At 54.5% G+C, this 24,916-nt stretch carries 21 protein-coding genes; 9 read left to right on the forward strand and 12 right to left on the reverse strand.

The genetic code is table 11. The annotated features are described in order from the left end of the window. Positions 1-12: 12 nt before the first annotated feature. The 6 genes from GEOB_RS06475 to GEOB_RS06500 all read right to left on the reverse strand — a co-directional run bounded on the left by GEOB_RS06475 (position 13) and on the right by GEOB_RS06500 (position 6,476). The gene (locus GEOB_RS06475; RefSeq protein WP_012646386.1) at positions 13-618 is read right to left on the reverse strand and encodes a TetR/AcrR family transcriptional regulator; all 606 of its coding nucleotides are present in this window, start codon (positions 616-618) and stop codon (positions 13-15) included. Positions 619-792: 174 nt separating this feature from the next. Continuing rightward, entirely contained in the window at positions 793-2,343 is a 1,551-nt protein-coding gene (gene cobA / locus GEOB_RS06480; RefSeq protein WP_012646387.1) for a uroporphyrinogen-III C-methyltransferase, read from the reverse strand. 154 nt (positions 2,344-2,497) lie between these two features. Beyond that, positions 2,498-3,454: a hydroxymethylbilane synthase gene (hemC, locus tag GEOB_RS06485; protein ID WP_012646388.1), complete on the reverse strand. Its 957-nt coding sequence runs from the start codon at positions 3,452-3,454 to the stop codon at positions 2,498-2,500. Positions 3,455-3,522: 68 nt separating this feature from the next. After that, positions 3,523-4,827, reverse strand: coding sequence for a glutamyl-tRNA reductase (gene hemA / locus GEOB_RS06490; protein WP_012646389.1), 1,305 nt, complete (start codon positions 4,825-4,827; stop codon positions 3,523-3,525). A 63-nt stretch (positions 4,828-4,890) separates the two neighbouring features. Further along, entirely contained in the window at positions 4,891-5,706 is an 816-nt protein-coding gene (gene ccsB, locus GEOB_RS06495) for a c-type cytochrome biogenesis protein CcsB (RefSeq protein ID WP_012646390.1), read from the reverse strand. Beyond that, positions 5,703-6,476, reverse strand: coding sequence for a precorrin-2 dehydrogenase/sirohydrochlorin ferrochelatase family protein (locus tag GEOB_RS06500; RefSeq protein ID WP_230199023.1), 774 nt, complete (start codon positions 6,474-6,476; stop codon positions 5,703-5,705). The genes ccsB and GEOB_RS06500 overlap by 4 nt, the downstream gene beginning before the upstream one ends. 86 nt (positions 6,477-6,562) lie before the next feature. Here GEOB_RS06500 and trxA point away from each other — a divergent pair, with 86 nt between their 5' ends. Both trxA and GEOB_RS06510 read left to right on the forward strand, forming a co-directional pair. Continuing rightward, positions 6,563-6,892 (forward strand): thioredoxin, encoded by a 330-nt coding sequence (gene trxA, locus GEOB_RS06505; protein WP_012646392.1) that lies wholly within the window; start codon positions 6,563-6,565, stop codon positions 6,890-6,892. 9 nt (positions 6,893-6,901) lie between these two features. Next, positions 6,902-7,408, forward strand: a complete 507-nt coding sequence (locus tag GEOB_RS06510; protein WP_012646393.1) for a TlpA family protein disulfide reductase — start codon at positions 6,902-6,904, stop codon at positions 7,406-7,408. 10 nt (positions 7,409-7,418) lie between these two features. On the opposite strand, the gene uvrC is transcribed toward GEOB_RS06510, so the two are convergent. Beyond that, positions 7,419-9,287, reverse strand: coding sequence for an excinuclease ABC subunit UvrC (uvrC, locus tag GEOB_RS06515; protein ID WP_012646394.1), 1,869 nt, complete (start codon positions 9,285-9,287; stop codon positions 7,419-7,421). Positions 9,288-9,494: 207 nt separating this feature from the next. Between uvrC and GEOB_RS06520 the strand changes: the two genes are divergently transcribed. After that, positions 9,495-12,536, forward strand: a complete 3,042-nt coding sequence (locus GEOB_RS06520; protein WP_012646395.1) for a tetratricopeptide repeat protein — start codon at positions 9,495-9,497, stop codon at positions 12,534-12,536. After that, positions 12,536-13,132 (forward strand): LysM peptidoglycan-binding domain-containing protein, encoded by a 597-nt coding sequence (locus GEOB_RS06525; RefSeq protein WP_012646396.1) that lies wholly within the window; start codon positions 12,536-12,538, stop codon positions 13,130-13,132. The genes GEOB_RS06520 and GEOB_RS06525 overlap by 1 nt, the downstream gene beginning before the upstream one ends. Before the next feature lie 145 nt (positions 13,133-13,277). Here GEOB_RS06525 and GEOB_RS06530 read toward each other — a convergent pair whose 3' ends face one another. After that, positions 13,278-14,312 carry a LysM peptidoglycan-binding domain-containing protein gene (locus GEOB_RS06530; protein WP_012646397.1) on the reverse strand — a complete coding sequence of 345 codons (1,035 nt, stop codon included), beginning with the start codon at positions 14,310-14,312 and terminating at the stop codon, positions 13,278-13,280. 20 nt (positions 14,313-14,332) lie between these two features. Continuing rightward, a complete protein-coding gene (locus GEOB_RS06535) occupies positions 14,333-15,457 on the reverse strand; it encodes a hypothetical protein (RefSeq protein WP_012646398.1) in 1,125 nt (374 codons plus the stop codon). 557 nt (positions 15,458-16,014) lie between these two features. On the opposite strand from GEOB_RS06535, the gene GEOB_RS06540 reads away from it, so the two are divergent. The 5 genes from GEOB_RS06540 to GEOB_RS06560 all read left to right on the forward strand — a co-directional run bounded on the left by GEOB_RS06540 (position 16,015) and on the right by GEOB_RS06560 (position 23,311). Further along, positions 16,015-17,370, forward strand: a complete 1,356-nt coding sequence (locus GEOB_RS06540) for a DEAD/DEAH box helicase (protein ID WP_012646399.1) — start codon at positions 16,015-16,017, stop codon at positions 17,368-17,370. A gap of 136 nt (positions 17,371-17,506) precedes the next feature. Then, on the forward strand, positions 17,507-18,694 hold the full coding sequence (locus tag GEOB_RS06545) for an FprA family A-type flavoprotein (RefSeq protein ID WP_012646400.1): 1,188 nt from the start codon (positions 17,507-17,509) through the stop codon (positions 18,692-18,694). 138 nt (positions 18,695-18,832) lie between these two features. Next, positions 18,833-21,079: a replication restart helicase PriA gene (gene priA, locus GEOB_RS06550; RefSeq protein ID WP_230199025.1), complete on the forward strand. Its 2,247-nt coding sequence runs from the start codon at positions 18,833-18,835 to the stop codon at positions 21,077-21,079. 116 nt (positions 21,080-21,195) lie between these two features. After that, positions 21,196-22,032 carry a ribonuclease H-like domain-containing protein gene (locus GEOB_RS06555; RefSeq protein WP_012646402.1) on the forward strand — a complete coding sequence of 279 codons (837 nt, stop codon included), beginning with the start codon at positions 21,196-21,198 and terminating at the stop codon, positions 22,030-22,032. A 25-nt stretch (positions 22,033-22,057) separates the two neighbouring features. Continuing rightward, on the forward strand, positions 22,058-23,311 hold the full coding sequence (locus tag GEOB_RS06560; RefSeq protein ID WP_012646403.1) for a diguanylate cyclase: 1,254 nt from the start codon (positions 22,058-22,060) through the stop codon (positions 23,309-23,311). Between the two features lie 15 nt (positions 23,312-23,326). Here the strand turns inward: GEOB_RS06560 and GEOB_RS06565 are convergent, their stop codons facing one another. The 3 genes from GEOB_RS06565 to GEOB_RS06570 form a co-directional block, all read right to left on the reverse strand. Continuing rightward, positions 23,327-23,842: a BCAM0308 family protein gene (locus tag GEOB_RS06565; RefSeq protein ID WP_012646404.1), complete on the reverse strand. Its 516-nt coding sequence runs from the start codon at positions 23,840-23,842 to the stop codon at positions 23,327-23,329. A gap of 197 nt (positions 23,843-24,039) precedes the next feature. Next, positions 24,040-24,201 carry a hypothetical protein gene (locus tag GEOB_RS20105; protein ID WP_012646405.1) on the reverse strand — a complete coding sequence of 54 codons (162 nt, stop codon included), beginning with the start codon at positions 24,199-24,201 and terminating at the stop codon, positions 24,040-24,042. Between the two features lie 116 nt (positions 24,202-24,317). Then, entirely contained in the window at positions 24,318-24,854 is a 537-nt protein-coding gene (locus GEOB_RS06570; protein ID WP_012646406.1) for a hypothetical protein, read from the reverse strand. Positions 24,855-24,916 lie beyond the last annotated feature (62 nt).

Consider the following 24,916-nt stretch of genomic DNA (forward strand, 5'->3'; position numbering starts at 1 on the left):
AGTTTACTCCTTTCATTCAATGTTGTTAGTGGCCTGCGGCAGGGCCAGCAGAGCGCGGAAAGTGTCGAAGCAGGTTCGCAGGGGAGCATCGTTTTTGCGAAGCCTGGCGAGCATAATGGCACCCTCGGTTGCCGTTACCAGCTGCTGGGCAAGGGCGTCAGCCGCCAGATCATCTCTGACCTGGCCAGCCCCTTGCCCTTCTGCTATGATTTGCCGCAGTTTCATGGTCCAGTCCCGGAACACCTGGTTGATGAAACGGGCCAGCAGCTCATTAGAATCGGCCATTTCCAGGGCGGCATTGCCAAAAATGCATCCGCCGATGAATTCATGGCTGTGGTGCAATGCAATGGTCCCGGCAAAGTAGTTTTCCAGCGCGTCAGCGGGTGTCGCGCCGGTAGTCACTGTTTCCAGGAATTCCATAAGCTGTTCCCGGGCACGCTGCAGAACAAGCAGGGCGATCTCCTCCTTGCCGGAGAAATGGAAGTAGATGGTCCCCTTCTTCAAACCGCTGGCGGCCATCAAGTCGTTGATGCTGGTTGCTGCAAAGCCTTTTTTCTTGAACAAGGCGTATGCCGCATCGACAATGTTTTCCCGGCTCTTGTCCCCTTTTTCTGACATCTCGCTCCACCTCCCTTCGGTAAACCGACCGACCGGTACATTATTCCGGATAATGGTGCATGTCAAGGTAAAAAAAAGTCTCACAGCTTCAGTGGTCGCTGGGAGCGGGACAAGAGGGCATTGGCGGTAGAGAGATGGCCTGCGCAGGGGAGGAGGGTGAAAGAAGGGCTAAAATCAGCGACGAGAGTGGAAATGATTGACTATGGCGGCGGTGAGCGCATCGAGGGTGTAGGTGGCGGGCTCTATATCCACGGCCAGGCCTAATTCACGGCAGGTCTTGGAGGTAATGGGGCCGATGGAGGCGATGGCGACGCCGTCCAGCAGCTTGAGCAGGCGGTTTTCACCCACCATGGCCGCCAGATTCTGGACGGTTGAGGACGAGGTGAAGGTGATGCAGTCAATCTGCCCCTTTTCCAGTGCCTCCATGGCGGAAGCGGGGAGCTCTTCGGGAACAACGTTGCAGTAGGCGACGGGAGCGACCACTTCCGCTCCAAACCTTTCCAGTTCTACCGGAATGATGTCCCGGGCGCGGTCGGCCTTGGGGAAGAGGACCCTTTTGCCCTGCATGTCCAGCTTGCCGAAGGATTCGACCACCCCTTCCGCCTTATAGTTTTCCGGAATCAGATCTGCTTTGATACCGTGGGGTGCGAGGGCGGCGGCGGTTTTAGGCCCGACGGCGCAGACGCGGCAGCGGCCGATGGCCCGTGTATCCAGGTTCAGTTCATGGAGTCGACAGAAAAAGCTGCTCACGGCGTTGTAGGAGGTGAAGACTAGCCAGTGAAAAGACACAAGTTCGGCGATAGCCCCATCCAGTTCCGTGAAGCTTTCGGGGGGTACGATGCGAATGGTCGGACATTCATGGACGGTGGCCCCAAAGCCTGCCAGGAGCCGTGAAAAATCTCCCGCCTGATCGGCGGCGCGGGTGACCACGATGTTGGTGCCGAAGAGGGGTCGGTTGTCGAACCAGCGGAGTTTTTCCCGCAGGTTGACCACCTCGCCGACGATGGTGATGGCCGGTGCCTTGAAGGATGATGCCTTTGCCTTGTCGGCGATGTCGGCCAAGGTGCCTGCCAGCACTTCCTGATCGCTCCGCGTCCCCCAGCGTACCAGCGCCACGGGTGTTTCGGCAGGCCTGCCGTTTTCGACCATCTTTCTGGTGATGAGGGGAAGGTTCTTGATCCCCATGTAGAAGACGACCGTACCGCTCCCAAGCGACAGGCGCTCCCAGTCGATTTCCGAAGCCTCCTTGCCGGGACTTTCATGGCCGGTGACGAAGGCCACTGAGGTGGTAAAGTTCCGGTGGGTAAGGGGAATACCCGCATAGGCGGCGGCGCCGATACCGGCCGTAACGCCGGGGACGATCTCGAAGGGGATGCCTGCTGCGACGAGGGCTTCGCATTCTTCGCCACCACGGCCGAAAACGAAAGGATCGCCACCTTTGAGCCTGGCCACTATCTTTCCCTGCAGGGCCTTTTTCACCAGAAGTTCGTTTATCTGCCACTGCTCGTGATTGTGCGCCCCGCCGATCTTCCCTGCATAGATCAGTTCGGCCGCGGGAGCGGCATGTTTCAGCAACTCCGGATTGGCCAGGTAATCGTAAAGAATCACCTCCGCCCTGGCGATGCATTCCAGCCCCTTGACGGTTATGAGACCGGGGTCGCCGGGACCGGCGCCGATCAGGTAGACATAGCCCTTGTCGTTTTTGGATGGGAAAATATCGGTCATGGCAGATCTTTCGTTTAAGCCCGGAAAGTATGTTCACGGAGATACGTCAAGGCGCAAAGAACGACGGAAAACCCTTGAGCTTCTCCTAGCGTCTTTGCGCCTTGCGTGACGGATCGTACACGGTTTTATGCAGTGCGCGCTGCACTAACGGCAATTAAACAGGGATTTCCTTCTCCCTGGATACTTCCCGCTGATAGACCTCGGCGAGGATGGCATGGCCGCCGTCGGCAAGGAGCTGCTCGGCCAGCTTGATGCCCAGCTTTTCACAGTCCGCGGCCGGTCCGGTGATGGTGCCGCGTACGGACGTTTTACCGTCTACGGAGGCAATAAAACCGACCAGTTTCAGGTCGCTGCCGGTGACTTCGCCGAAGGCGGCGATGGGTACCTGACAGCCCCCTTCGCAACGCCAGAGCAGCGCCCGCTCGGCCCTGACGGCATAGGCGGTGGCGGGGTGGTTGAAGAAGTCGATGGTTTGTTTCACCTCTTCATTGTCAAGGCGACACTCGATCCCCAGTGCCCCCTGGCCGATGGCGGGGATGGACAGGTCGGTCGGCAGATATTCGGCCACTTTTTCCGTAAAGCCAAGCCTTTTGAGTCCTGCTGCGGCGAGAATGACCGCATCCAGTTTCTCGGTTTCCAGTTTGTTGATGCGGGTTTCCACGTTGCCGCGGATGATGACCATCTCCATGTCCGGGCGGACCTTGAGCAGCTGGGCTTGACGGCGCAGGGCACTGGTGCCGATCTTGGCACCCTGGGGCAGGTCGGCGAATTTGGTGCCACGGGATATAACGGCGTCGCGCGGGTCTTCACGCTCGGTGATGCAGTGGAGGCCGAGTCCTTCCGGAAATTCCGTGGGGACATCCTTCATGCTGTGCACGGCAATGTCGATGTCGCCGCGGAGCATGGCCTCTTCGATCTCCTTGACGAAGAGCCCTTTGCCCCCTACCTGGGCCAGGGGTACGTCCAATATTTTGTCGCCGATGGTCTTGATCTTCACCAGCGATACTTCCATGCCCGGATAACGCTGTTCCAGTTCGGACTTGACCCAGTTTGCCTGCCAGAGTGCCAGCTGGCTGGCGCGGGTACCTATTCTCAGCTGTTTTAGTGCCACGGAAATCTCCTTTTCTCTCTATATCTTCTCATCATCAAATTTTTTTTGCATATTCCAGCACCTGTCAACTATTCTTCCAGCTCACCCAGCTCCATTTCTTCGTGGGGGGCAGTTTCCAGATCGAACAGGTTCCGCAGCGCATCCACATACAGATCGTTGCGATTGCCCTGGTCGCTCCGTTTCAGGACACTGGTCGGCTGGTGAAGCAGCTTGTTCATGATGGCATTGGTCAGGGCTTCCAGCCGCTTTTCGCCTTCGGGGGGCAGGTCCTTCCAGTTGGCCATGGTCTTGGCCAATTCGGCCCGGCGGATCTCGTCGAACTTCGAGCGAAGGGCAACGATGGTCGGGGTGACTTCAAGGGAAGAGAGCCACTTGAAGAACTGGCCGATCTCCTGCTCAACGATGGCCTCGGCCTTTTCCGATTCCTTTTTCCGCTGTTCCAGGTTGGTGGCGACGACGCCATTGAGATCGTCCACTGTGTACAGGTAGATGTTCTCGATGTCGTTGACCTTTGGGTCGATGTCGCGGGGGACTGCGATGTCGATGAAAAACATGGGTTTCAGCTTGCGGCGACGGATGACGTCTTCGATATCCTTCGGTTTGATGATGAAGTGGGGCGCACCGGTGGAAGAGAGGATGATATCGGCTTTGTGCAGTTGGTCGAAGAGGTCCTCATAGTTGACTGCCTTGCCGTCGAATTCTTCGGCCAGCTTTACCGCCCGCTCGAAAGTCCGGTTGGTGACCATGACGCCGCGCACGCCGGTGTTGATAAAGTGCTTGGCCGCCAGCTCACACATCTCCCCGGCGCCGATGAGCATGACTGTCTTGTCGGAAAGATCACCGAAGATCTTTTTTGCCAACTCCACGGCGGCAAAGGCCACGGAAACGGCTGAGGAGGCAATCTTTGTCTCGGTGCGTACTCTCTTGGCCACTGAAAAGGCCTTGTGCAGGAAACGATTGAGAATGATGCCGGAGCTTTTATATTCGGCGGCATAGCCGTAGGAGGTTTTGATCTGGCCAAGGATCTGCGGTTCGCCAACTACCATGGAGTCCAGGCTTGATGCCACCCGGAAAACATGGCGTGTTGCCGCCTCACCATGATAGCTGTAGAGGTGCGGCTCCAGGGTTTCCAGGGGAAAGTTGTGATAGTCGGCCAGGAACCGCTTGAGGCGGGCGATGCCCCCGGCAATGTCACGGGTGGTGGCGTAGATTTCAACCCTGTTGCAGGTGGAGACAATCACCCCTTCGGTGATATCCGGAATGGATACCAGTGCGTGCAACGGCTTTTCCATCTGGGTCGGGGAAAATGCTACTTTTTCCCTTATCTCAACTGCGGCTGTTTTGTGGGACAGCCCGACAACGATAATGTTCATAGCTCAATCTGCCTCTGATTCCACAAATGCCCACTGGAGCAGCGGGGCATTTGCCAATTTCCCTCATTTGTAGCTGTGGAGCCCCGACAACAAGAGATTGACGCCGAGAAAGGTAAAAAGCATGATGAAAAAGCCGATGATGGAGAGGATGGCAGCCTTGCGCCCTCGCCAGCCGGTGGTAAGTCTGCCGTGCAAGAGAGCTGCATAGACAAACCATGTGATCAGCGACCACGTCTCTTTCGGGTCCCAGCTCCAGTATGTGCCCCAGGCGGTTTCAGCCCAGATTGCCCCGGTTATGATGGCGAAGGTGAGAAGAGGGAAGCCGAAAGTGAGGCAGCGGTAACTTATATCGTCCAGGGTGTCCAGGGAGGGGAGCCGCTGGAACATTGCACCGAGCTTTTTGTTTTTCAGGAAGTGGGACTGGATCAGGTACATGATGCTAGCGCCGAAAGAGACGGCAAAGGCGCCATAGCCGAGGAACGCAACAATGGTATGCACGGCGAGCCATTTGCTTTTCAGTGCCGGATTCAGCGGCGTTATGGCTGAAGGGAATGTGGTGGATACGGCCAGGAGAATCAGGGCCAGAGGGGTAATGAAAGAACCAAGGACAAACATTTTGTACTTGCGTTCGAAAATGATGAAAATGCCGATAACGGCCAGGCTGAAAAAGGAGAGAGACTCGTGCAGGTTGGTGATCGGCGTATGCCCCACCTCGATGAAACGATTGGCGGTGAAGGCCAGATGGGCAATGAACCCGGCGGAGATGGTCCAGTGTGCGGTACGCCCCAGCAGGTTCTCAGGTTTCACCAGGTAGATGAGATAAATGACGGTGGCGACAAAATAGATGCCGAGGGTGCAATAAAAGAGCAGGGCATTCATTGATGGTCCTTTTCTTCCTCCAAAAGATGGCTGATGCTGAATTCCGAACCGAAAATCTTGAGGAGAAGATGGTCCAGTTGGTCGTATCGCCGTTCTTTGATCATTCGTGGAAGGTCATGGGCTGCCAGTTGGCTTAGAAGGGCCTTATTGTATGCGCTGTTGCCCTTTGCAGTCAATAGCTTTTCACGCAGAATGCCCAATAGCTTCAGGGTCTGCTCATACTCCGGTCCAAACGACGCTTCCAACTGCTCGCGGATTTTTTTTGCCATTGCCGGGCTTTTGCCTCCGGTGGAGACGGCAATCACCAGGTCGCCCCTGGTCATCATTGCCGGCATGATAAAGCTGCTTAGTTCAGGATCGTCGCAGACATCGACAAGAATGCCGCGATTTTTTGCCTCATCGGCTACTGCCAGATTGGCGTATCTGTCGCTGGTGGCGGCAATGGCAAGAAATGCTCCATCCAGATCGCCTTTTTTGAAGTTCCGTGGCAGATGCTTGATGGAACCGCCTTCGCTCAGCTTTGCCAGCTTGTCTGACAGGTCTGGGGCAATCATGGTGATCAGTGCACCTGCTTCAAGCAGCTTGCATGTCTTGCGCTCCGCGATCTTGCCGCCGCCGACAACGGTTACCATTCTGCCGGCCATATTCAAATTTATGGGAAAAAAGGACATGGGATATACTATGGATGAGTGGCGGAATGGAGTCAATAGCCGGCGATACATAATGGTGATCGAAGGTACATGAACCGCGGAACCGCATGCCGCCTGCAATTACTCCTTGATTTTTTTTTCGTGTCGGCTATAGTTATAGCACTTTTTGCATGTATTTTACCGATTTAAATCCAAGGAGAGCAATCATGGCCAGCGAAAAAGTACTGACATTTACCGACGACAACTTTGAAGCAGCGGTGCTCCAGTCGGAGATCCCTGTTCTTGTAGATTTCTGGGCTACCTGGTGTGCCCCGTGCAAAGCCATCGCCCCCCTCATCGATGGCATCGCTGAAGAATATGAAGGCAAGATAAAGGTAGGCAAGGTCAATGTTGATGAAAGCCCTGGCATGCCGGGCAAATACGGCGTACGCGGTATCCCGACCGTCATTCTCATCAAGGACGGCAAGGTTGTTGATCAGGTGGTCGGCGCCGTGCCCAAGGCACAGCTTGAGGCGCTGATCAAAAAGGCTCTGTAAAGGATTGCTATGATGTTACGCAGTATCCGTTTCATTTTACTCGCCCTGTCGCTGCTTTTAATATCTGCCGCCCCGGTATCCGCCGCCTTGCAGAAAGGACAGCCAGCTCCTCCAATCAATGTGGTGACAACCTCCGGGCAGCCGGTATCGCTGGCCAACTACAAGGGACACGTGCTGGTCCTGGATTTTTTCGCCACTTGGTGTTACCCCTGCAAGGAAGCCATTCCCCATCTGTTGAATCTTAATCGCAAGTACGGCAAGCAGGGACTGCAGATCCTCGGTATGAGTGTTGACGATGGCAGCGATAAGGTGGTCAAGGCATTTATCGCCGAAAAAAAGATCAACTATCCGGTTGCCATGGTTGATGAAGATCTCCAGATAGAATACGGGCTACGCTCGGTGCCGACCATATTTGTCATCAGCAAGAAAGGGATCGTTGCCGAAAAGTTGCAAGGCTATTCGGAAGAGGTCGGAAGGACTCTGGAAAACACGGTGAAGAGGCTTCTTGCCGAATAATCCCTGGATGTTATTCAAAATTCACAAAGGGCGATGCGTTTGTATCGCCCTTTTCATTTTCATGTAGATGCTTCCATAGGGACTCAGCGACGGTGGCGGAAATACCCTGGACCTGGCGCAGCTCTTCCAGCGTTGCTTCACTTATCTTTTTCAGGCTGCCGAAGTGGCGCAGGAGTTCCTTCCTTCTCTTAATGCCAATGCCGGGAATCGCTTCAAGCTGCGAAGCCAGCAGCTTATTGCCGCGCAGTTTTTTGTGATAGGCCACGGCAAAACGATGGGCTTCATCCCTGATCCTGGCCAAAAGCAGGAGTGGTGCGGAGTTCTGCCGCAGCACTACCGGATTTTTTCGGTTAGGCAGAAAGACCCGCTCATCTGACCTGCTGATTTCCGTAGCGCCCATCTCCCGGTCAACCCTGCTCTTTGCCAATCCGGCAGCTTCCACATCTGTAATCTGCAAGTCGCCCAGTACATGGGTGAGAACGTTCAACTGGCCGATTCCTCCATCGACGATGATCAGGTCCGGGTAGTCGTCGGGAGCTGTTCCCGGTTTGAACCGCCTGGAAAACATTTCTCTCATCATGGCAAAATCGTCGGATTGGCTGACTCCCTTGATGCGATAACGACGATAATGTGCCTTGTCAGCCTTGCCGTCCACAAAGGCAACCTTACTGCCGACCGCCATCTGTCCCTGAATGTTGGAAATATCATAACATTCGATGCGGCGAGGGAGCTTATGCAGATGGAGACGTTCTTTGAGTGTCTGGAGAATCGCCTCACCAGATTCGGCCGCTTTTTTTCGTTCAGCGGCCGCCGTTTCCGCATTTTTGATGGCAAGTCTTACCAGTTCCAGTTTGTTGCCCCGTTGGGGCACTGTTATGGATACCCGCCTGCCGCGTAATTCACAGAGGAGCTCTTCCTGTGGCAAGGGATCGGCGATGGCAATGGGGAGCACTATTTCCGAAGGAATGAATACCTCCTGATTATAATATTCATTGAGGAAAGAAGCGATCCCTTCATGATCGTCCATTTCCCAGCTGAATGAATAGTTCCTGCTGCCGGTGAGGGTGCCGCCGCGGAGAAAAAGAAGGGCGATGTGCAGTTGTTCCCCTTCCCGGTAAAAGCCGATGACATCGGAATCTCCCCCTTGGGCAACCACCTTCTGCTTTTCCACCGTAACCTCGATGGAACGGATCAGGTCGCGGAACCGGGCTGCTTTCTCGTACTTTTCAGCGGCTGCTGCGGCACTCATCCGCTCCCTGAAAATTTTCAATATTTCCCGATTTTTCCCTTCGAGGAAAAGGGCGGCGCCTTCGGCCAGAGCCATGTAGTCTTCCCGGGAGATCTTGCCGTGGCAGGGGGCGGAGCATTGCTTCAGCTGGTAAAACAGGCAGGGACGATTTCGTCTCCTGCAGGTTTCCATTGGGTAGTGACGGAGGGGAAACAGTTTGTAGAGATGCTTGAGCACGGCCCTGGCATCGGAAGCGGATGAATATGGTCCGAAATAGCGGGCTCCGTCGCGGGTAACCTTGCGGATGATGGACAGGCGAGGAAAGTCGCTGGACATGTCCATTCTCAGGGAAAAATATGTCTTGTCGTCCCGGAGATTGAAATTGTACTTGGGACGGTACTTTTTGATCAGGGTATTTTCAAGGATCAGCGCTTCCTTTTCCGTATCGGTGACGATGAACTGGATATCGGTGACCCTGGCCATGAGGAAGCGGATCTGGTAACGGGAATCACCTGATGCGGCAAAGTAGGAGCGGATCCGCTTGCGCAAATCCCTTGCCTTGCCCACGTAGAGGACTGTTGCCTCGGCATCTTTCATGATGTAGACGCCGGGTGACGATGGAAAATGGCCGATACTGTCAATTTCTATCATAAGTTGTAAGTATAGAAGCAAAGGGAAACCGTTTCAAAGCTTTTCTACGGTTAGCTGTATCAGTGAAAAGGCTGTTCGTTTTCCGTGACACAAATGCCTTCTGCTGCCCATTCACGGAGCCATTCTCAATTGACAATCTTCAATTAAGATGGTAACTTTCGTCACTAATTTTCATACTATCCCAGATATGGCTCGGAAAGGTACACCGTGAATTTAAATAAGTTTTTCCGTGCTTTGCCATGCAGGACCCTCTTACCCCTTCTCCTTGTTGCGTCGCTTTTGACTACCCCCGCCTTTTGCCTTGATTCGGCAGATTCCCAGTTATTTATCACTGGCTTCAATGCCTATCAAAAAAAGGACTATCAGACCACGGTCGATAAGATGGGAACTCTGCTGAAGAGTTACCCTGACACCCCGTTGCGGGACATGGCCATTTTCTGGTTGGCACGTGCCAATTACAAGGCAGGGCACAAACAGGAAGCAGCCAGGTATATGGCCCAATTTTTCAAGGAATATCCGGATAGCCCGTTAAAAGGGACGGTGGAAGACGACCTTGTAGCCCTGGCGGGGAAATATGCCAGAGGAGAGGCAGTTGCTTCCGGTGAGAAAGCAGAAGGCGAAAGTTCTAACTCTGAAAGGGTGGCGCAGGAACAATCTGAAGCTGAAGCGAGGGCTGCCGCCAAGCGCGCTGAAGAAATGCGCCTGGCCGTTCAGAAGGCGGAGGCAGAGAAGGCTCGCCAGGAGAAAATTATAGCGGACAAGGCAGCAGCGGAAAAAGCGGCAGCTGAAAAGGCCGCTTGGGAAAAGGCTGAAGCGGAGAGAGTCGCTGCCGCAAAGAAGGCTGAAGAATTGCGTGTGGTGGCAGAAAAGGCTGCCGCCGAAAAAGCACGTCAGGAAAAACTTGCAGCTGAAAAAGCTGCCGCCGAGAAAGCAGCCGCTGAAAAGGCTGCTCGGGAAAAGGCTGAAGCGGAGAGAGTCGCTGCCGCAAAGAAAGCAGAAGAACTGCGCATTGCTGCAGAGAAGGCTGCTGCCGAAAAAGCACGCCAGGAAAAGCTGGCAGCTGAAAGAGCTGCTGCCGAGAAAGCAGCGGCAGAGAAAGCTGTTGCGGAAAAGGCCGCCAGGGAAAAGGCTGAGGCAGAAAGAATTGCCGCCGCAAAAAAAGCAGAAGAACTGCGCATCGCTGCAGAGAAGGCTGCTGCCGAAAAAGCACGTCAGGAAAAGCTGGCAGCTGAAAAAGCTGCCGCCGAGAAGGCAGCGGCAGAGAAAGCTGTTGCAGAAAAGGCCGCCAGGGAAAAGGCTGAGGCAGAAAGAATTGCCGCCGCAAAAAAAGCAGAAGAACTGCGCATCGCTGCAGAGAAGGCTACTGCTGAAAAAGCACGTCAGGAAAAGCTGGCAGCTGAAAAAGCTGCCGCCGAGAAGGCAGCGGCAGAGAAAGCTGTTGCAGAAAAGGCCGCCAGGGAAAAGGCTGAGGCAGAAAGAATCGCTGCCGCCAAGAAAGCAGAAGAACTGCGTATTGCAGCAGAGAAGGCTGCTAACGAAAAAGCGGCTCAGGAGAAAGTTGCTGCAGAAAAAGGTTCCGCCAGGACGGCTGCAGCATCGACCGGCAGGAAAAAAGAGAAATCAAAGGCCAGCAAAGCGGCAACCCTGCGAGAAAAGGCAATAACCGAATATAAATCTGTGATCGACCGTTTCCCGGGGAGTTCAGCCGCAGCAAGCGCTACAACAAAGCTCAAGGAGCTGGGCATCGTGTACCCTGCCGTTGCTGCAACCGGAGCGGCTGTTCAGGCCGAAAACGCCAAGGTACTGTCCCTGGAAGTCGGGCAGTTTGCCGATCTGGATTTTACCATTACGCCACCGGCGCAATCGCTGGAAGCTGGTAAGCGCTTCACTATCCCCTTTGACATTGTCAACCTGGGCAACGGCAGCGACAGTTTTTACCTGGAGTCGGGATTCCCCGCAGAGTTCAATGTTCAGTTCGCCTCTGCCGCTCAGCCGGTGAATCCCATAAATGTGACACCACCATTGCAAACAGGCGAAAAATTCAGGGCACTGATGACCGTAACCATACCCCGGGGAGTGATCGACGGGCAGAAAGCAAGCTTCCCCATCAAGATCGGTTCCGGTTTTGCCCCTGATGTTTCCCAATCCAAGGAAGTCAGACTCTCCTTTTCCGCTCCGTTGCTGAGGGCGGTGGTTAAGGCGGAAAAATCACAGTTGCTGCCGGGACAGAAAATGTCTTACCGTCTGGACCTTTTGAATATAGGTACCTCGTCTGCCAGGGGAGTCACTCTTAGGTTGACTTATCCCCCCCAGTATGAGCCGGTAAGTCTTGTCCCTGCCGGATTCAAACCGGAAATGAAGGCCACTCTCGTTCTGGATGGCCTGCAGCTTAACTCCGGCGAAAGCAGGGAATTCAACCTCACCTTTCAGTTGAAAGAGGATGCCCTGGCCTTGCAGGAACTCTTTCTTCGGGCCGATGTCATCAACAGCGAGCTGGAAAAAAGAGATTCCTTCCTCTCTCCTGCCACAGTCGTCCAAGGAGTCAGTGGCGTCAACGTCAAGACCAGTGCTGAAAAGCTGGTTGTGATCCCTGGACAGACGTTGCGGGTTCCTATCGTAGTCACCAACACCGGCAACATCCGCGACGACTTCAGCATCAAGCCACTCATTCCAGGAAATGCTTCCTATTCTTTCTATCAGGATTTGAACCGGGACGGGAAAAAACAGGACAATGAGCCGGTAATAACCCACGTGGGCCCGCTGGCTCCAAAGGAAGAAGCTTATGTGGTTCTGGAGGTGACAACGCCGATAAATGAGGCGGACGGCTCTAGCATGCCCGTAGCGGTAAACTTCGAGCCGGAAGGAGACAGGAGCAAAAGTGCCTCTTTGAACCTGCGTCTGGTTTATTCACGGCCGGTGCTTGACCTTATCATGACCGGCAAAGGGGGAAAGGTGAAACCCGGAGAGGTTTCTTCCTTTGAACTGAGCTGTACCAATCGCGGCTCCAATCTTGCCAAGGTGGTTGATGTGCAAACGGTCCTGCCGCAACAGCTGGCCATAGTTTCTGCCGATCCCGCCTTCTCTAGCGGTACCGGTGGCGTTTATACCTGGCGCTTCGAGGACATGGGGTCCGGTGAAAAGCGCAATATCAAGATCACCTACAAGGTAAAAACCGGTGCCGTTGTTGGCACTAACATGCAGATTAAAAATACCCTGAAATACCAGGATCTGCTGGGGATGAACTACTGATGCGGTGTTTGGCGTGGGGACTGACAGGCTGGTTGCTTCTGAGCGTTTCTCCGGTGACGGTTTTTTCGGCTGATTCCAAAATGCTCTATGTGCCGAAACCGGCGGAATCAGGGGGGGTCCCGGCAGGCCCGGAAGAGGGGATTCTTGTGGAAGGTATTACCATCCGCAAGGGTGACACCCTGAAAGGGCTTGCCAGGAAGTATCGAGGCAGGGCTTCCTATTTCCCCCAGATTCTGCTCTTTAATAAAATAGCTGATCCCGATCTTATTCTTGCCGGTTCACGACTGCTGGTTCCGGTAACTGCCGCCTATCCCGCCACCACGGGCGATAAAAAGAAGCGGTCTCTTTTGCGGCCTGCAAAGAAAGTGGCCGAGCCCGCCGCCCCAGAGGTACAGGCTAAACCACAGCCTGTTGTGGATGCCCCTGATTCTTCCCTTCTGCAGTACCAGAGAGCTATTGCAGCATACAAAAAAGGGCAGCTGAGCAAGGCGTTGCAGGAATTCGAAAGATTTCTTGCCGAATTTCCAAACTCGCCGCTGGCTGCCGATGCAAGCCTCTATCGTGCCGACTGTCTGTTAAAAATGTCCCGCCAATAGGCTGTTGAAAAACTATTGCGGCGCCGGCCTGCTGTGTTGCCGTTCATTTGGAAACTTCGCATATATCAAGCATATGTCTCGCTTCCACTTCGCTGGAGCCTTGCATTCCGACCGACCCATGATGTTTTTCAAACCAGGTAACCTCTTACCTTTGATCTGTTTCCTTACGTTCCAGTAATTCAGCCGTCAGAGCGGCGACAGGTACTTCAGTCAGCAGAATGAGTCGTGGCGGTGTCGTCTCCCTGGTGAAGAGAAAACCATTGAGGCTTGTGCTGGTGCGGTTTCTATCGTTAAGCAGAACCGCATGCTCCCCATAACGGAAGGAAATGTCCATTGCGGAAAGAATGGATGTTGCCACCTGTTTAAGATCGGCATCCCGATTGATCCTGATAAGCTTGATACCTTCAAGCTCCAACAACCGGTAAACCGTGTAAGCAAAGGGCTCTGCCGCAGAGAAACTGACCATGAAATGCTTGCCATTGCTTTCGAAAAAGCGATCGACCTTGGCGCTCAAACGCAATGCCTGCTGGGTTGCCGCCGACGTTTCGACAAAATGGTCTTTGCCCGGCTTGACGGCAAGTATGTTAAGGATTGAGTCGGCGACTTCGGAAGGATCTTTGCTCGTTACGGAACGTACAGCTATGGCAGCGCTGACCGGCGTTTCAATTGATTGAACTGTGGAAAACCGCTGTTGAATTGCAGGTTCCGCTGCCGAAGAAGCCGCCTCGGTTTCTCTTTTTTTCTTATGGGCAACTGCAGTGTGTGACAGCCCGGTTGGTATCAGGATCGTCTGGCCGATATTCAGTTTCCGGATATCCGCTATTTTGTTGAGAGTAACAACTTCGGGAATAAGTTTTTCAGCTGCAGCGTTAGTCATGCCAAAATGCTTCATCAATATCTTGAAGATATGATCGCCATTTTTGACCGTGTAGCTCATATGGCCGCTTCTTGATAATGGCTTCCGCTCTCTTCGGTCGCCTTTCCTCTGGTCCACGGCTTTGGCTGCTGCAGGATGAGGAGGCTTGGCGGCAGAGACTCTCTTTTTTGACGGGGCAGGTGTCGTATTCCTATCAAGTTCTCTGATATCTATTTCAAAGGGAGAATCCCCGGCAACTCCCGCTCTGGCGGAAAGCACGACAAAAATGGCGGTGGCAATTAATCCTAGTCTTAGTCTTATCATTTCTTTCCCATCTTCCGCTGTCACTGAAAATACAAGACAAATGCCTTCATCTGCCGATCAGATCTTCGCCTGTAAACTATGACACTGGCTTTGTCGGTGACGCCTTTTTCAATGATGTAGTTTCCTTTTACTTCGGTGGAGGTAATGGAATAGCTGACGGCAGCGGCACTTTCATGGAGGACATTTCGGACAAATGATCCTGAAAGCCCCTTGGCACTGCGGTCGATGATCTGCAGTGCGCTGATCACACCATTTTTCCTGAAGACCTTGAACTCATTGCTGCTGTCCAAGTAACGTTCCCATCCTGGATGTTCTTTGCCGTAGGCAAGATCAGGCCTGCTGGTGGGAATGAATGCGGGCAGCCTGGTCATGCCCGGGCCGGCCTCTGTTCGGGGGATGGTGGCAGTGGCGGATGTCGTGGAGGGCTTTCGGTTCACCTGCAGTTTTCCGCCGATGAAAAAGTAAAGTGAGGCGGCAAAGACAATGGAGATCCCCAGGTAAAACCAGACTCGTTGTCGTGGCGTCTCTTCCTCAATAACAAAGTCGCCCGCCCGTTCCGCGTAATGGGATTCCGATGGGGGGGGAGTCCGGTCCTGGATCGGGAACGGCTCCAGATCGGTAAGAGCGCCTTCCAGCTTATCGAGAAAAGGGGAATCTACAGTCGCTTTCTGCTGCAGGCTGATTTGGTCCCCGGAGAGGGAGACACGGTCAGTCACCTCCGTCACAGGTGCAGGTGCCCCCGGTCCTCCCGAGATAGCCATGTCCGGGGTATTAGATCCTGATTTGCACATATGATTGTTCAGGGCCTCGGTTACCCTCAGTGCAACTTCAGCATCACTTTGGTTCAAGTCTATGCAGTCATCGACAAATTTGAGCGCTTGGGGAGAGTCGCTGTTGTCAGCACTGAGGAGAATGACGGATCCGGCCTCAGAGCTGAAGAAAGTGCGCAGGTGTCTGGCAAGGATGTCGCCGGAGAGACCGGAAAGACGATTCTGGATAAAAATAACTGCAGGCGAGCCAGATTTGACTTCCTCAGGAATATTCAGGCTGACGATATGATGAACGTTGGCATTGCATGCTTTGGCGGCCGAGATGACGATTTGCTCCAACCGTACCTGATCTGCTATGAGGAGGACGTTAATCATGCTTTCCTTTGCCTTATGAAATGATAGCCATTTTATGTGACAGCGCCCTTATAATCAATAGCATTAATGTTGCCGAAAGATTTTTAATGCATTCGGCGACCTGACGCAGGTGTACAGGGATGTTCATCTGGACAAGCAGATGGTTCATCGGTCTTCGGCAAGTCATTTCGACCTCCATTTAATAAATATGGACTTTATGAGCAGCCAAATCGAGGCACCAGTTTTGCTAGCGATATTCAAATAAAAGCTTGCATCCCTGCCGTTTCCGTGTATATTGAAGAGTCTGTTCAATTGGGGACCTGTTTCTTACGTTGCTTCTCAGTCTCTCCCATCCCCTGTTTCATCGCTCACTAACCCCCATCTGCATATTCAGCACTCCCATGAAATGCAGTAGCACATATGGTTGGCGACGATGTAGTTGAGCCGGTCATACGTGTTATTGCCGTCATTTATGCGTCGCAATGGTTGCCGCAACGGCGTTTCGCGTCCCAACTTCAGCCGTTTCCGGCACAGGAGCGCCGTTTGTCGCTTCCTGTCCGAAAACCAAAGGAATTCACATGTCATTTGAATCATTGCAGTTGTCTCCTCTTATCCTCAAAGCCATTGCCGCCTGCGGTTACACGACGCCCACACCTATTCAGGAACAGGCGATACCGCTGGCTCTCGAAGGCAAGGATCTAATCGCCTCTGCCCAGACCGGGACAGGTAAAACGGCGGCATTTACCCTGCCTGCCCTGGAGCGACTGAGCGTTCGTTCCCCGATCCCCGGCCGCGGCCCACGCATCCTCGTCCTCACCCCTACCCGCGAGCTGGCCAACCAGGTAACCGATGCCGTACGCAATTACGGCAAGTTCATCCGCGTCACCAGCGGCGCCATCCTCGGCGGGATGCCGTACCGTGAGCAGTTGCAGCTTCTATCACGTCCGGTCGACCTGATCGTAGCAACTCCGGGGCGCCTGATCGATCACCTTGACCGGGGCAGAATCAACCTTTCCCGCCTGGAACTGCTTATCCTCGACGAAGCTGACCGGATGCTGGACATGGGATTCAGCGAAGACGTAGACAGGATTGCCGCCGCCGCTCCGGCCAACCGTCAGACATTGCTCTTTACGGCGACCATGGACGATGTCATGGCCAAGCTGGCCCAGAGACTGTTGAAAGATCCGGTACGTATCGAGATCGCCGGCAAGAAAATGACCCATGAGCAGATTGAGCAGCGCCTACATGTGGCCGATAATCTGCAGCACAAGACCCGCATGCTGCAGCACCTCATTGCCGATGGCACCGTTACCAAGGCTATTATTTTTTCCGCCACCAAGCGGGACGCTGATCTTCTGGCCCGTGACCTTCACGCCCAGGGACATGCCGCCGCCGCCCTCCATGGCGACATGTCGCAGAATGCACGCAACAAGACCATCCACAACATGCGTCGCGGCAAGATCAGGCTCCTGGTAGCCACCGACGTGGCGGCCCGCGGACTCGACGTCACCGGCATCAGTCACGTCATCAACTTTGACCTGCCCAAGTTCGCCGAGGATTATGTCCACAGGATCGGCAGAACCGGAAGGGCGGGAGCTACCGGAATCGCCATTTCTTTCGCCTCGTTGAACGACCTGAATTACCTTGATCGGATCGAACGGTACACCGGCCAGACCTTGCCGATGCATGTGATTCCCGGCCTGGAGCCAACCCGTCCCCTGCGCCGTCTCAGCACTTCAGGGAAGCGCAGCCAGCCCGGAAACGGACGCGGCAAGACTCCCTACGCCGGCAACGGTCGCCGTCAAGGCAAGGATGACACAAAGGGTGGCGGTTTTGCCCAGGCTCGGAAAAGCTCTGCTCCCAGGGCAAGAAGCTCCCAGCCGGTTGTGGAATACCGCAGTCTTAAAACCGGCCGCGATGCGCGGCACTCATAATGGTGATGTGACCGCTGAATAACATTGGAGCAACGACGCCCGGGCAACCGGGCGTTTTTTTTCTGGCCAATCTTGCCTAATGAGCCCTAGTTGGGTATTATTTTTTGACTTCAAATGCATTTACAAGGAGTTGGTAATGGCCGAAATTTTCGAGATCAAGCCTGACATTTTCTGGATCGGGGTAAAAGACCCAGAACTGCGCACCTTTGACGACCTCTTCCCCACCGAACACGGTACGACCTATAACTCCTACCTGATCAAGGGGAGGGACAAAATTGCCGTCGTCGATACTGTCAAGGGGAAAAGGGGTGAGGAGTACCTGGAGAAAGTCAAGCAGCTGGTAGATCCTGCCGATATCGATTATTTCGTCGTCAACCACACCGAACCGGATCATTCCGGCTCTCTTGCCTTTATGCTCAAGCATTGTCCAAAGGCAAAGGTGGTCTCAACCCAGGCCGCCCATACCTTTCTCGGTAATCTGATCCATAATCCATTCCCCTCGCAGATCGTCAAGAATGGGGAGGTAATCGACCTGGGAGGCAAGCGTCTGCGTTTTCTGGTCGTGCCGTTCCTGCACTGGCCGGACACCATGTTCGCCCTGCTTGAGGAGGACGAGGTTATCTTCACCTGTGACGCCTTCGGCTCACATTACTGCGGCTCTTCCATTTTCAATGACGAACTTCCCGATTTCAGCGCCGACATGCAATTTTACTTCGATACCATCATGCGTCCCTTCAAGGATAAGGCGCTGACGGCTATCGACAAGATGAAAAACGAGAAGATCGCGGTAATCTGCCCGAGCCACGGCCCTGTGCTGCGCAGCGATCCCTGGAAAACGGTGGGACTTTATGAAAGCTGGTGCCGCCCCGAAGCAGGGGACAAAAAGATCATCCTTTTTTACATTTCTCCCCATGGCAATACGCAAAAAATGGCGGCCAGCGTGGTTAAGGGAGCGGCGGCAGCCGGTGTTCAGGTTGACTGCCGGCATATTAATGAGCTTACGGCAGCAGCGATCCGGGATTTGATGGAAGTTGGGGATGCGCTGATTTTCGGCATTCCCACCATTAACCGGGATGTGCCGAAGCCCATGTGGGATGTTCTTGCCTATCTTTCCACCGTTCACCTCAAAACCAATATTGCCGCAGTTTTCGGCAGCTACGGCTGGAGTGGCGAGGCCTGCCGTCTGGCCGAAGAAAGGCTCAAGGGGCTCAACTTTAAACTGCCGGTACCCTTTGTCAGGGCACCGTTCACACCCCGGGCCGAGGCGCTGGAGCAGTGCGAGGCACTGGGACGTGCTATTGCCGAGGAAGTGCTGAAGAAATAGTTTCAACCCATGTACAGTTAAAAAGCCGGAAAGCCGTCATGAATTTCCGGCTTTTTTGCGTCCCTGTTTTCGGATATTCAATTTGACACGGTCCCTTGCCGGTCCCATAATGTCGTCATCATGACAGAGCACCACGCCTTGAAAATCATAGAAGTTGCAGTACCGCTCCCCCTAGATGCCACCTTTCATTACGGAGTGCCGCCGGAGCTGGTTTGTCGGATGAAAACGGGGGTGCGGGTGCTGATCCCCTTCGGCAGGCGCAAGATCACCGGCTATATGATCGGCAATGTGCCGGAGAGTGCTGAAAAAATCAGGGATATTATCGACGTTCTCGACGAGGAGCCGCTCTTTACGGAAAAGGAGCTGGATTTCCTGCGCTGGAGCGCCGGCTATTATTTCCATCCACTGGGGGAAGTGATCAAGGCGGCACTGCCTGCCGGTATCAATCTTGCCAGTCGGACACGCAGTGTGGAAACGGCAGACGGAACACTGAGCAGGGAAGAAGTGCTCAAGGGGGGACGAACGGTAAAAAGGGAGACCTTTTACCGGGCACTACCTGATGTCGAATTGCCGGTTAACCTGCGTGGCAAGGGGTTGCGTCTGCTGGAATATCTTCGCCGGGTTGACGAAGCGCCGGCAGGGCTGCTTCGCCGTGAGTTCGCTGCCACAACGGCCAATTTCCACCGTCTGCAGGAACTGGGGCTGGTTGAGTTCTCCGAGCGTGAAATCTACCGTGATCCGTTCCGGGAAGAGGTCTTCACCCACGATGCGCCGCTGGTACTCAACTTCCATCAGGCCGCGGCCCTTGAACAACTGACTGCTGCCGGGATCAAAGAGCAGTTCGCCCCTTTTCTCCTCCATGGCGTAACCGGCAGCGGTAAGACAGAAGTCTATCTGCAGGCCATTGCCCAGGTGCTGGAAAGGGGGCGAACCGCCCTGGTCCTGGTGCCGGAGATTGCTCTCACACCGCAGCTGGTAAGGAGGTTCAAGAGCCGTTTTCGTTGCGGCATTGCCGTTTTGCACAGTGGTCTCTCCGATGGTGAGCGCTATGACGAGTGGCGGAGGATCAGGCGCCGGGAGGTTTCCATCGTCATCGGAGCCCGTTCCGCCTTGTTTGCCCCCCTCTCCCACATGGGAATCATCGTTGTCGATGAAGAACACGAATCCTCCTATAAGCAGTCGGAAGGCTTCCATTACAATGCCAGGGACCTGGCACTGGTTCGGGGCAAGATGGAGGGAGCGGTCGTGGTTCTCGGGTCGGCAACCCCCCTGGTAACTACCTACCATGCGGTACAGCAGGGGAAAATCGGCTATCTTCAGCTTCCCGAAAGGGTCCGTAATCTGCCGATGCCGGGAACCGAGCTGCTGGATGCCCGCGGCCGGAAAGGCGCCACCTTCCTGCCGGAGTTGATCAAAGCGATCGGCGACAACCTGGCAGCTGGCGGGCAGACGCTTCTCTTCCTCAATCGTCGCGGTTTTGCCACCTATCTGGTCTGCGAGGAATGCGGCACCGTGCTCAGCTGCCCCAATTGTTCGGTCACCCTTACCTACCATCGCCGCCGCGAGCGCCACTTCTGCCACTATTGCGATTACTCCATTCCCGCCCCGTCCGTCTGCCCCAAGTGCGACAGCCAGTCCATCGCCCTGCTGGGGCGAGGAACTGAGCGGGTCGAAGAAGAGGTGCGGGAAATTTACGTCGATGCCAGAATCGGCCGCATGGACCGTGATACCACCACCGGCCGTGGCGGGCATGCCCGGGTGTTGAAGGGGCTTGAAAACGGCACCATCGATATTCTGGTCGGCACCCAGATGATCGCCAAGGGGCATGATTTCCCCGGAGTGACGCTGGTGGGGGTAATATCAGCAGATGCCACCCTAAATATCCCCGATTTTCGCAGCAGTGAGAGAACCTACCAGCTGATCAGCCAGGTGATGGGACGTGCCGGGCGCGGTGACGCACCGGGGAGAGTCCTGATACAGACCCTCAACCCGGAACATTATGCCATAACCCGCGCTGTTGCCCATGATTTCGCCGGTTTCTACGGCGATGAAATCATCTTCCGCCGGGAGACTGGTTATCCTCCATTTGCTTACCTGGCGGTGCTGGTATTCTCGGGGAATTCTGCCCCGGAGGTGGAGAAGGGGGCGACGACAGCAGCAGCATTACTGCATCGTCTGAAGAGGGAAGCCAAAAGCAGGGTGGAGATACTGGGGCCTGTTTCATCACCCCTGGCCATGATCCGCGGCCGCTATCGGCGGCAGATCCTTCTCAAGTCAGGGCAACGCCCGGAGTTGCACCGCATGATCGCCCGGTTCAGGGGGCAGGTCAAGCTGCCGGCGGTGGTGAGGATAGCAATCGATATTGATCCGCTGGATATGCTGTAGCAGGATTGCTTTCTGGAGACTGAAATGGAAACAGGGAGAGATTTAATAGCCTTCTCTGGCGAATTTGACGGCAAACGGCGCAAGCGGGTACTTGTGAAGATCATTGGCGGATGACCATGCTGACCAGAACCTTCTGTCATATCCCCGGGGTCAGCACCGCCATGGAAAAGCAGCTGTGGTTGCAGGGCATCCATTCATGGGACGCATTCCACGCCCAGACCAGGCCGGTTTTTTCTCTGACCAGAAATCATGCAGCTCTCCTATCCCTGGACGAGTCGGAAAAGTGTCTGCTGCAGCCGGATCCAGGCTACTTCAGCAAGTTGCTGCCGGCCAGGCTTCACTGGAGGCTGTTTCCCAGTTTTCGCGATGGCACTGCCTATCTTGATATAGAGACCAGCGGTCTTTCCCGTCACAGAGACATCATCACCACCGTCGCACTTTACGATGGAAAAGAGGTGCGCTATTACATACACGGACAAAACCTCGCTGACTTTCGGGAGGATGTCGCCAAGTATCAGGTGCTTGTCACCTACAACGGTAAGGCCTTCGACATCCCGTTCCTGGAGCATTACCTGGATATGTCCCTGCCCCAGTCCCACATCGACCTGATGCATGTGCTGCGCAGTCTCGGTTTCAAGGGGGGGCTCAAAGGATGCGAGAAGCAGTTGGGTCTGGTTCGCGAGGGACTGGATGGTGTCGATGGTTCCTTTGCTGTGCGTCTGTGGCGTGATTATGCCGTCAACGGGAATACTAAGGCACTGGAAACCCTGCTGGCCTATAACATGGCTGATGCAGTCAATCTGGAGACCCTTATGGTAGAGGCCTACAACTTGAAACTGAAGGAGACCCCTTTCTTCGACAGCCTGAGGCTCGATCTGCCAAAGCGGCCACAACTGTCATTCTCTCCCGACTGTGCTACAATAGAACGGCTGAAAAATTGTTCCTACCCATAACCGATGCGGGCAGCCAGGTGATTTCATGGCAGTTTTATGGCCAAAACCATTCCGTTACTTCAGCGATGTCAGGCTGTTCCTCCTCATCCTGTGCATCATTCTTTCGCTTTTTGTCGTTGTCGTCTCCTTTTTCCTCTATGAAAGAACCGGCAATCTTCTGCTTCAGCGGGTCCGGGAGCAGGCCCTTGCCTATGCAGACCTTATCGACCACACCAAAATGTGGAACTATGACTATGGCGGCGTATATGTGGAGAAAAGGAAGGGGGTCGAGTCAAACGATTACCTTCTGAGGATCGGGGTAAAACCGGATTTGAAGACTACAGACCGCAGGACCCTGACCCTTCGCAACCATGCCATAATGATCAAGGAAATCTCTGTTCGTAGCGAGCAGCAGGATGGACCAAGCTTTCGCATCGTCAGTGCCCATCCCCTGGACCCTGCCAATACTCCGGATGCCATTGAAATGACGGCCCTCCGCAAATTCGGACAGGGGGATCGTGAAATGTCGCAGCTGGTGATGCAGAATCCTTCAGGCCCCATTTACCGTTACCTGCTCCCCCTCCATGCCGATAAATCCTGCCTGGAATGTCATGCCACCAGGATCGGCGATGTCATGGGCGCTCTCAGCATAACGCTGACCATCTCCGAACTGGTCCGCCAGACCCATCTCAGCCAGCTGCTGATAGTGCTGGCGGCAATCCTGATTATCGGCTTGGTGGTAGGCATCACCTATTTCCTCACCTGGCGTCTAGTCATAAACCTGGACGAGGCCCAGCAGCGTTTGAAACGACTGGCCTCCACCGACGAATTGACCGGTCTGAGAAACCGGCGGCACATCATGGGGCGGCTGGAAGAGGAATTCGAGCGCTCTAACCGCCTGGGCGAGCCGCTCTGCATCATTATGCTCGACCTGGATCTCTTCAAGAAGATCAACGATACCTGGGGACATCCCTTTGGCGACCATGTGCTGAAATGGGTGGCCAACCGCATGAATGAGGTGGTGCGGGCCTATGACGTGGTCGGCAGGATCGGCGGCGAGGAATTTCTCATCATTTCGCCAAGTACGACCCTTGGTGAGGCGGTCGTCCTTGCCGAACGACTGCGGGAAACCATAGAGCAGGAAACCATCAATCATGGCGGGACGGTCATCCCCCTTACTATCAGCGCCGGAATAGCCCTCATGGGCAAAGCCGACATCAACAGCGACGATCTGATCCGCCGCGCCGATGCAGCCCTCTACCGGGCCAAGCAGGCAGGGCGCAACCGTGTCGTGGTGTGAAAAATTCCCCAGCAGCTAATCCCTGTTCCAGAACACGCGGACAAAGTTTTCATCATGGCCCCACCGGTAGCGAAGGTCTCCACTATGGGCCTTATGGATTTCCCGCCCCAGTTTCTGGGCCAGCTTGTCTTCCGTTGTCGTTATTGAAATCTCATCCTGTTCCTGCTTTATCTCCATGATGCGCCCCAGTGGGTTTTTTGCCCGTGAATGCGCTTCCGTATTTCTTATTGCATCCATAATCGAGGCCTTATGTTTTTTCAAATAATGGCCCGAAAGCGTTACGACCGCGGCCGGGGTGCCTTGCTCTATCATCAGGCAGGCGGGGCATTTTACCTTCTGAATGGCAGTATCGCCACCAGCCTTTTGCAATTCTGAGTCGTTCATGTACCAGCGTTTATTGTGGTATAACGCACCGCAGATGGTGCAGAGAGCATCCTGTTTTGGCTGAATGTAAGCCTGGGGGTTGCGCCCGGCTCTTTGCCCTTTCTCCTCGACGCTGATGCGACGATTCACTTCTCCGGAGACTGCCATAGGAATTACCTCCTTTATTGTTGGAGTACCTTAAGTATAGCACCCCCTGTTGTTATTGCCAGAGTGAGAGGGGGGTGGGTTTGGACGGGTATCCCGTTTCAAAAGGGGGGGCAGCAAAGGAGGATCGATATGAAAAGAGACCGCCCCCTCGTGTCGGGAACGGCCTCTTTTTTTTTGCCGGTGGGAACGGATTAGGCCTATCTGCGTTTATAAGTCCGGGAGTATACCCTGGCGTAGCGCAGGTACCAGCGATATTTGTCGCTGAGCATGGTGATCAGGCTGAAGCCCATGATGAGAATGAAGAAGGACCAGAAGATGAGGACACTGATAATCTTGGGTGCTGCAGGTTCGTAAAACATATTTATTCACCCCCTCCTGGTATTAAAAAGCTGTCCGAAAACCAACCTGTCTTGATGCTAATACAGATCGGTTCGATTTGGCAAACACTTTAATTAGAAAAGTGTCTTTGCCGGTCTTACAGCCGGGAAAAATAGAAAAGACCGGTGGCCAGGCAGCCATAGAGCAACAGTCCCGCCGGGTTGGAGCAGGCGACCTTCAGGTCCTTCGTGGAGGGGACAGCGCTGTAGCAAAAAAGATAGACGGCAGCATAGAGGAGGATGGTGTGGAGCGTGTCGGCGGGAAACCAGGCGAACCAGTGGCGGTACAGGTACCAGGCGATGACGATCAGGCCAAGGGGCGCCAGGGCGGTCGGCACTGTGGAAAAAATGCCGGCATTGCCGAAAGAAACGGAGCCGAGCACCCAGAGCCGGCTAGAAGAGCCGTCGGCAATGGTGCCGTATTGACGGCGCGGGATGATGCTCAAGCCGTGGGGCCTGCCGCCGGTGATGAAGGCGACGACAAAATGGGCCAACTCATGGAGAATGGTGCCGGGCAGAGCGAAAAGTATCAGCCAGAAAGAGCCGGCCCGGCCGACACGCTCCTGCATTGTGGCAAGAAAGATCGTCAGCAGGATACCGGTAAAATGGTTGGTCTGCGGATCGTTGGCAAGCATGGGTCCCCCGTGCACCGCAGAGAATATATCAATTCAATCGGGGGCGCAACAGCCGAATCCTG

This window comes from Geotalea daltonii FRC-32 (assembly GCF_000022265.1).
In the GTDB taxonomy this organism is placed as follows: domain Bacteria; phylum Desulfobacterota; class Desulfuromonadia; order Geobacterales; family Geobacteraceae; genus Geotalea; species Geotalea daltonii.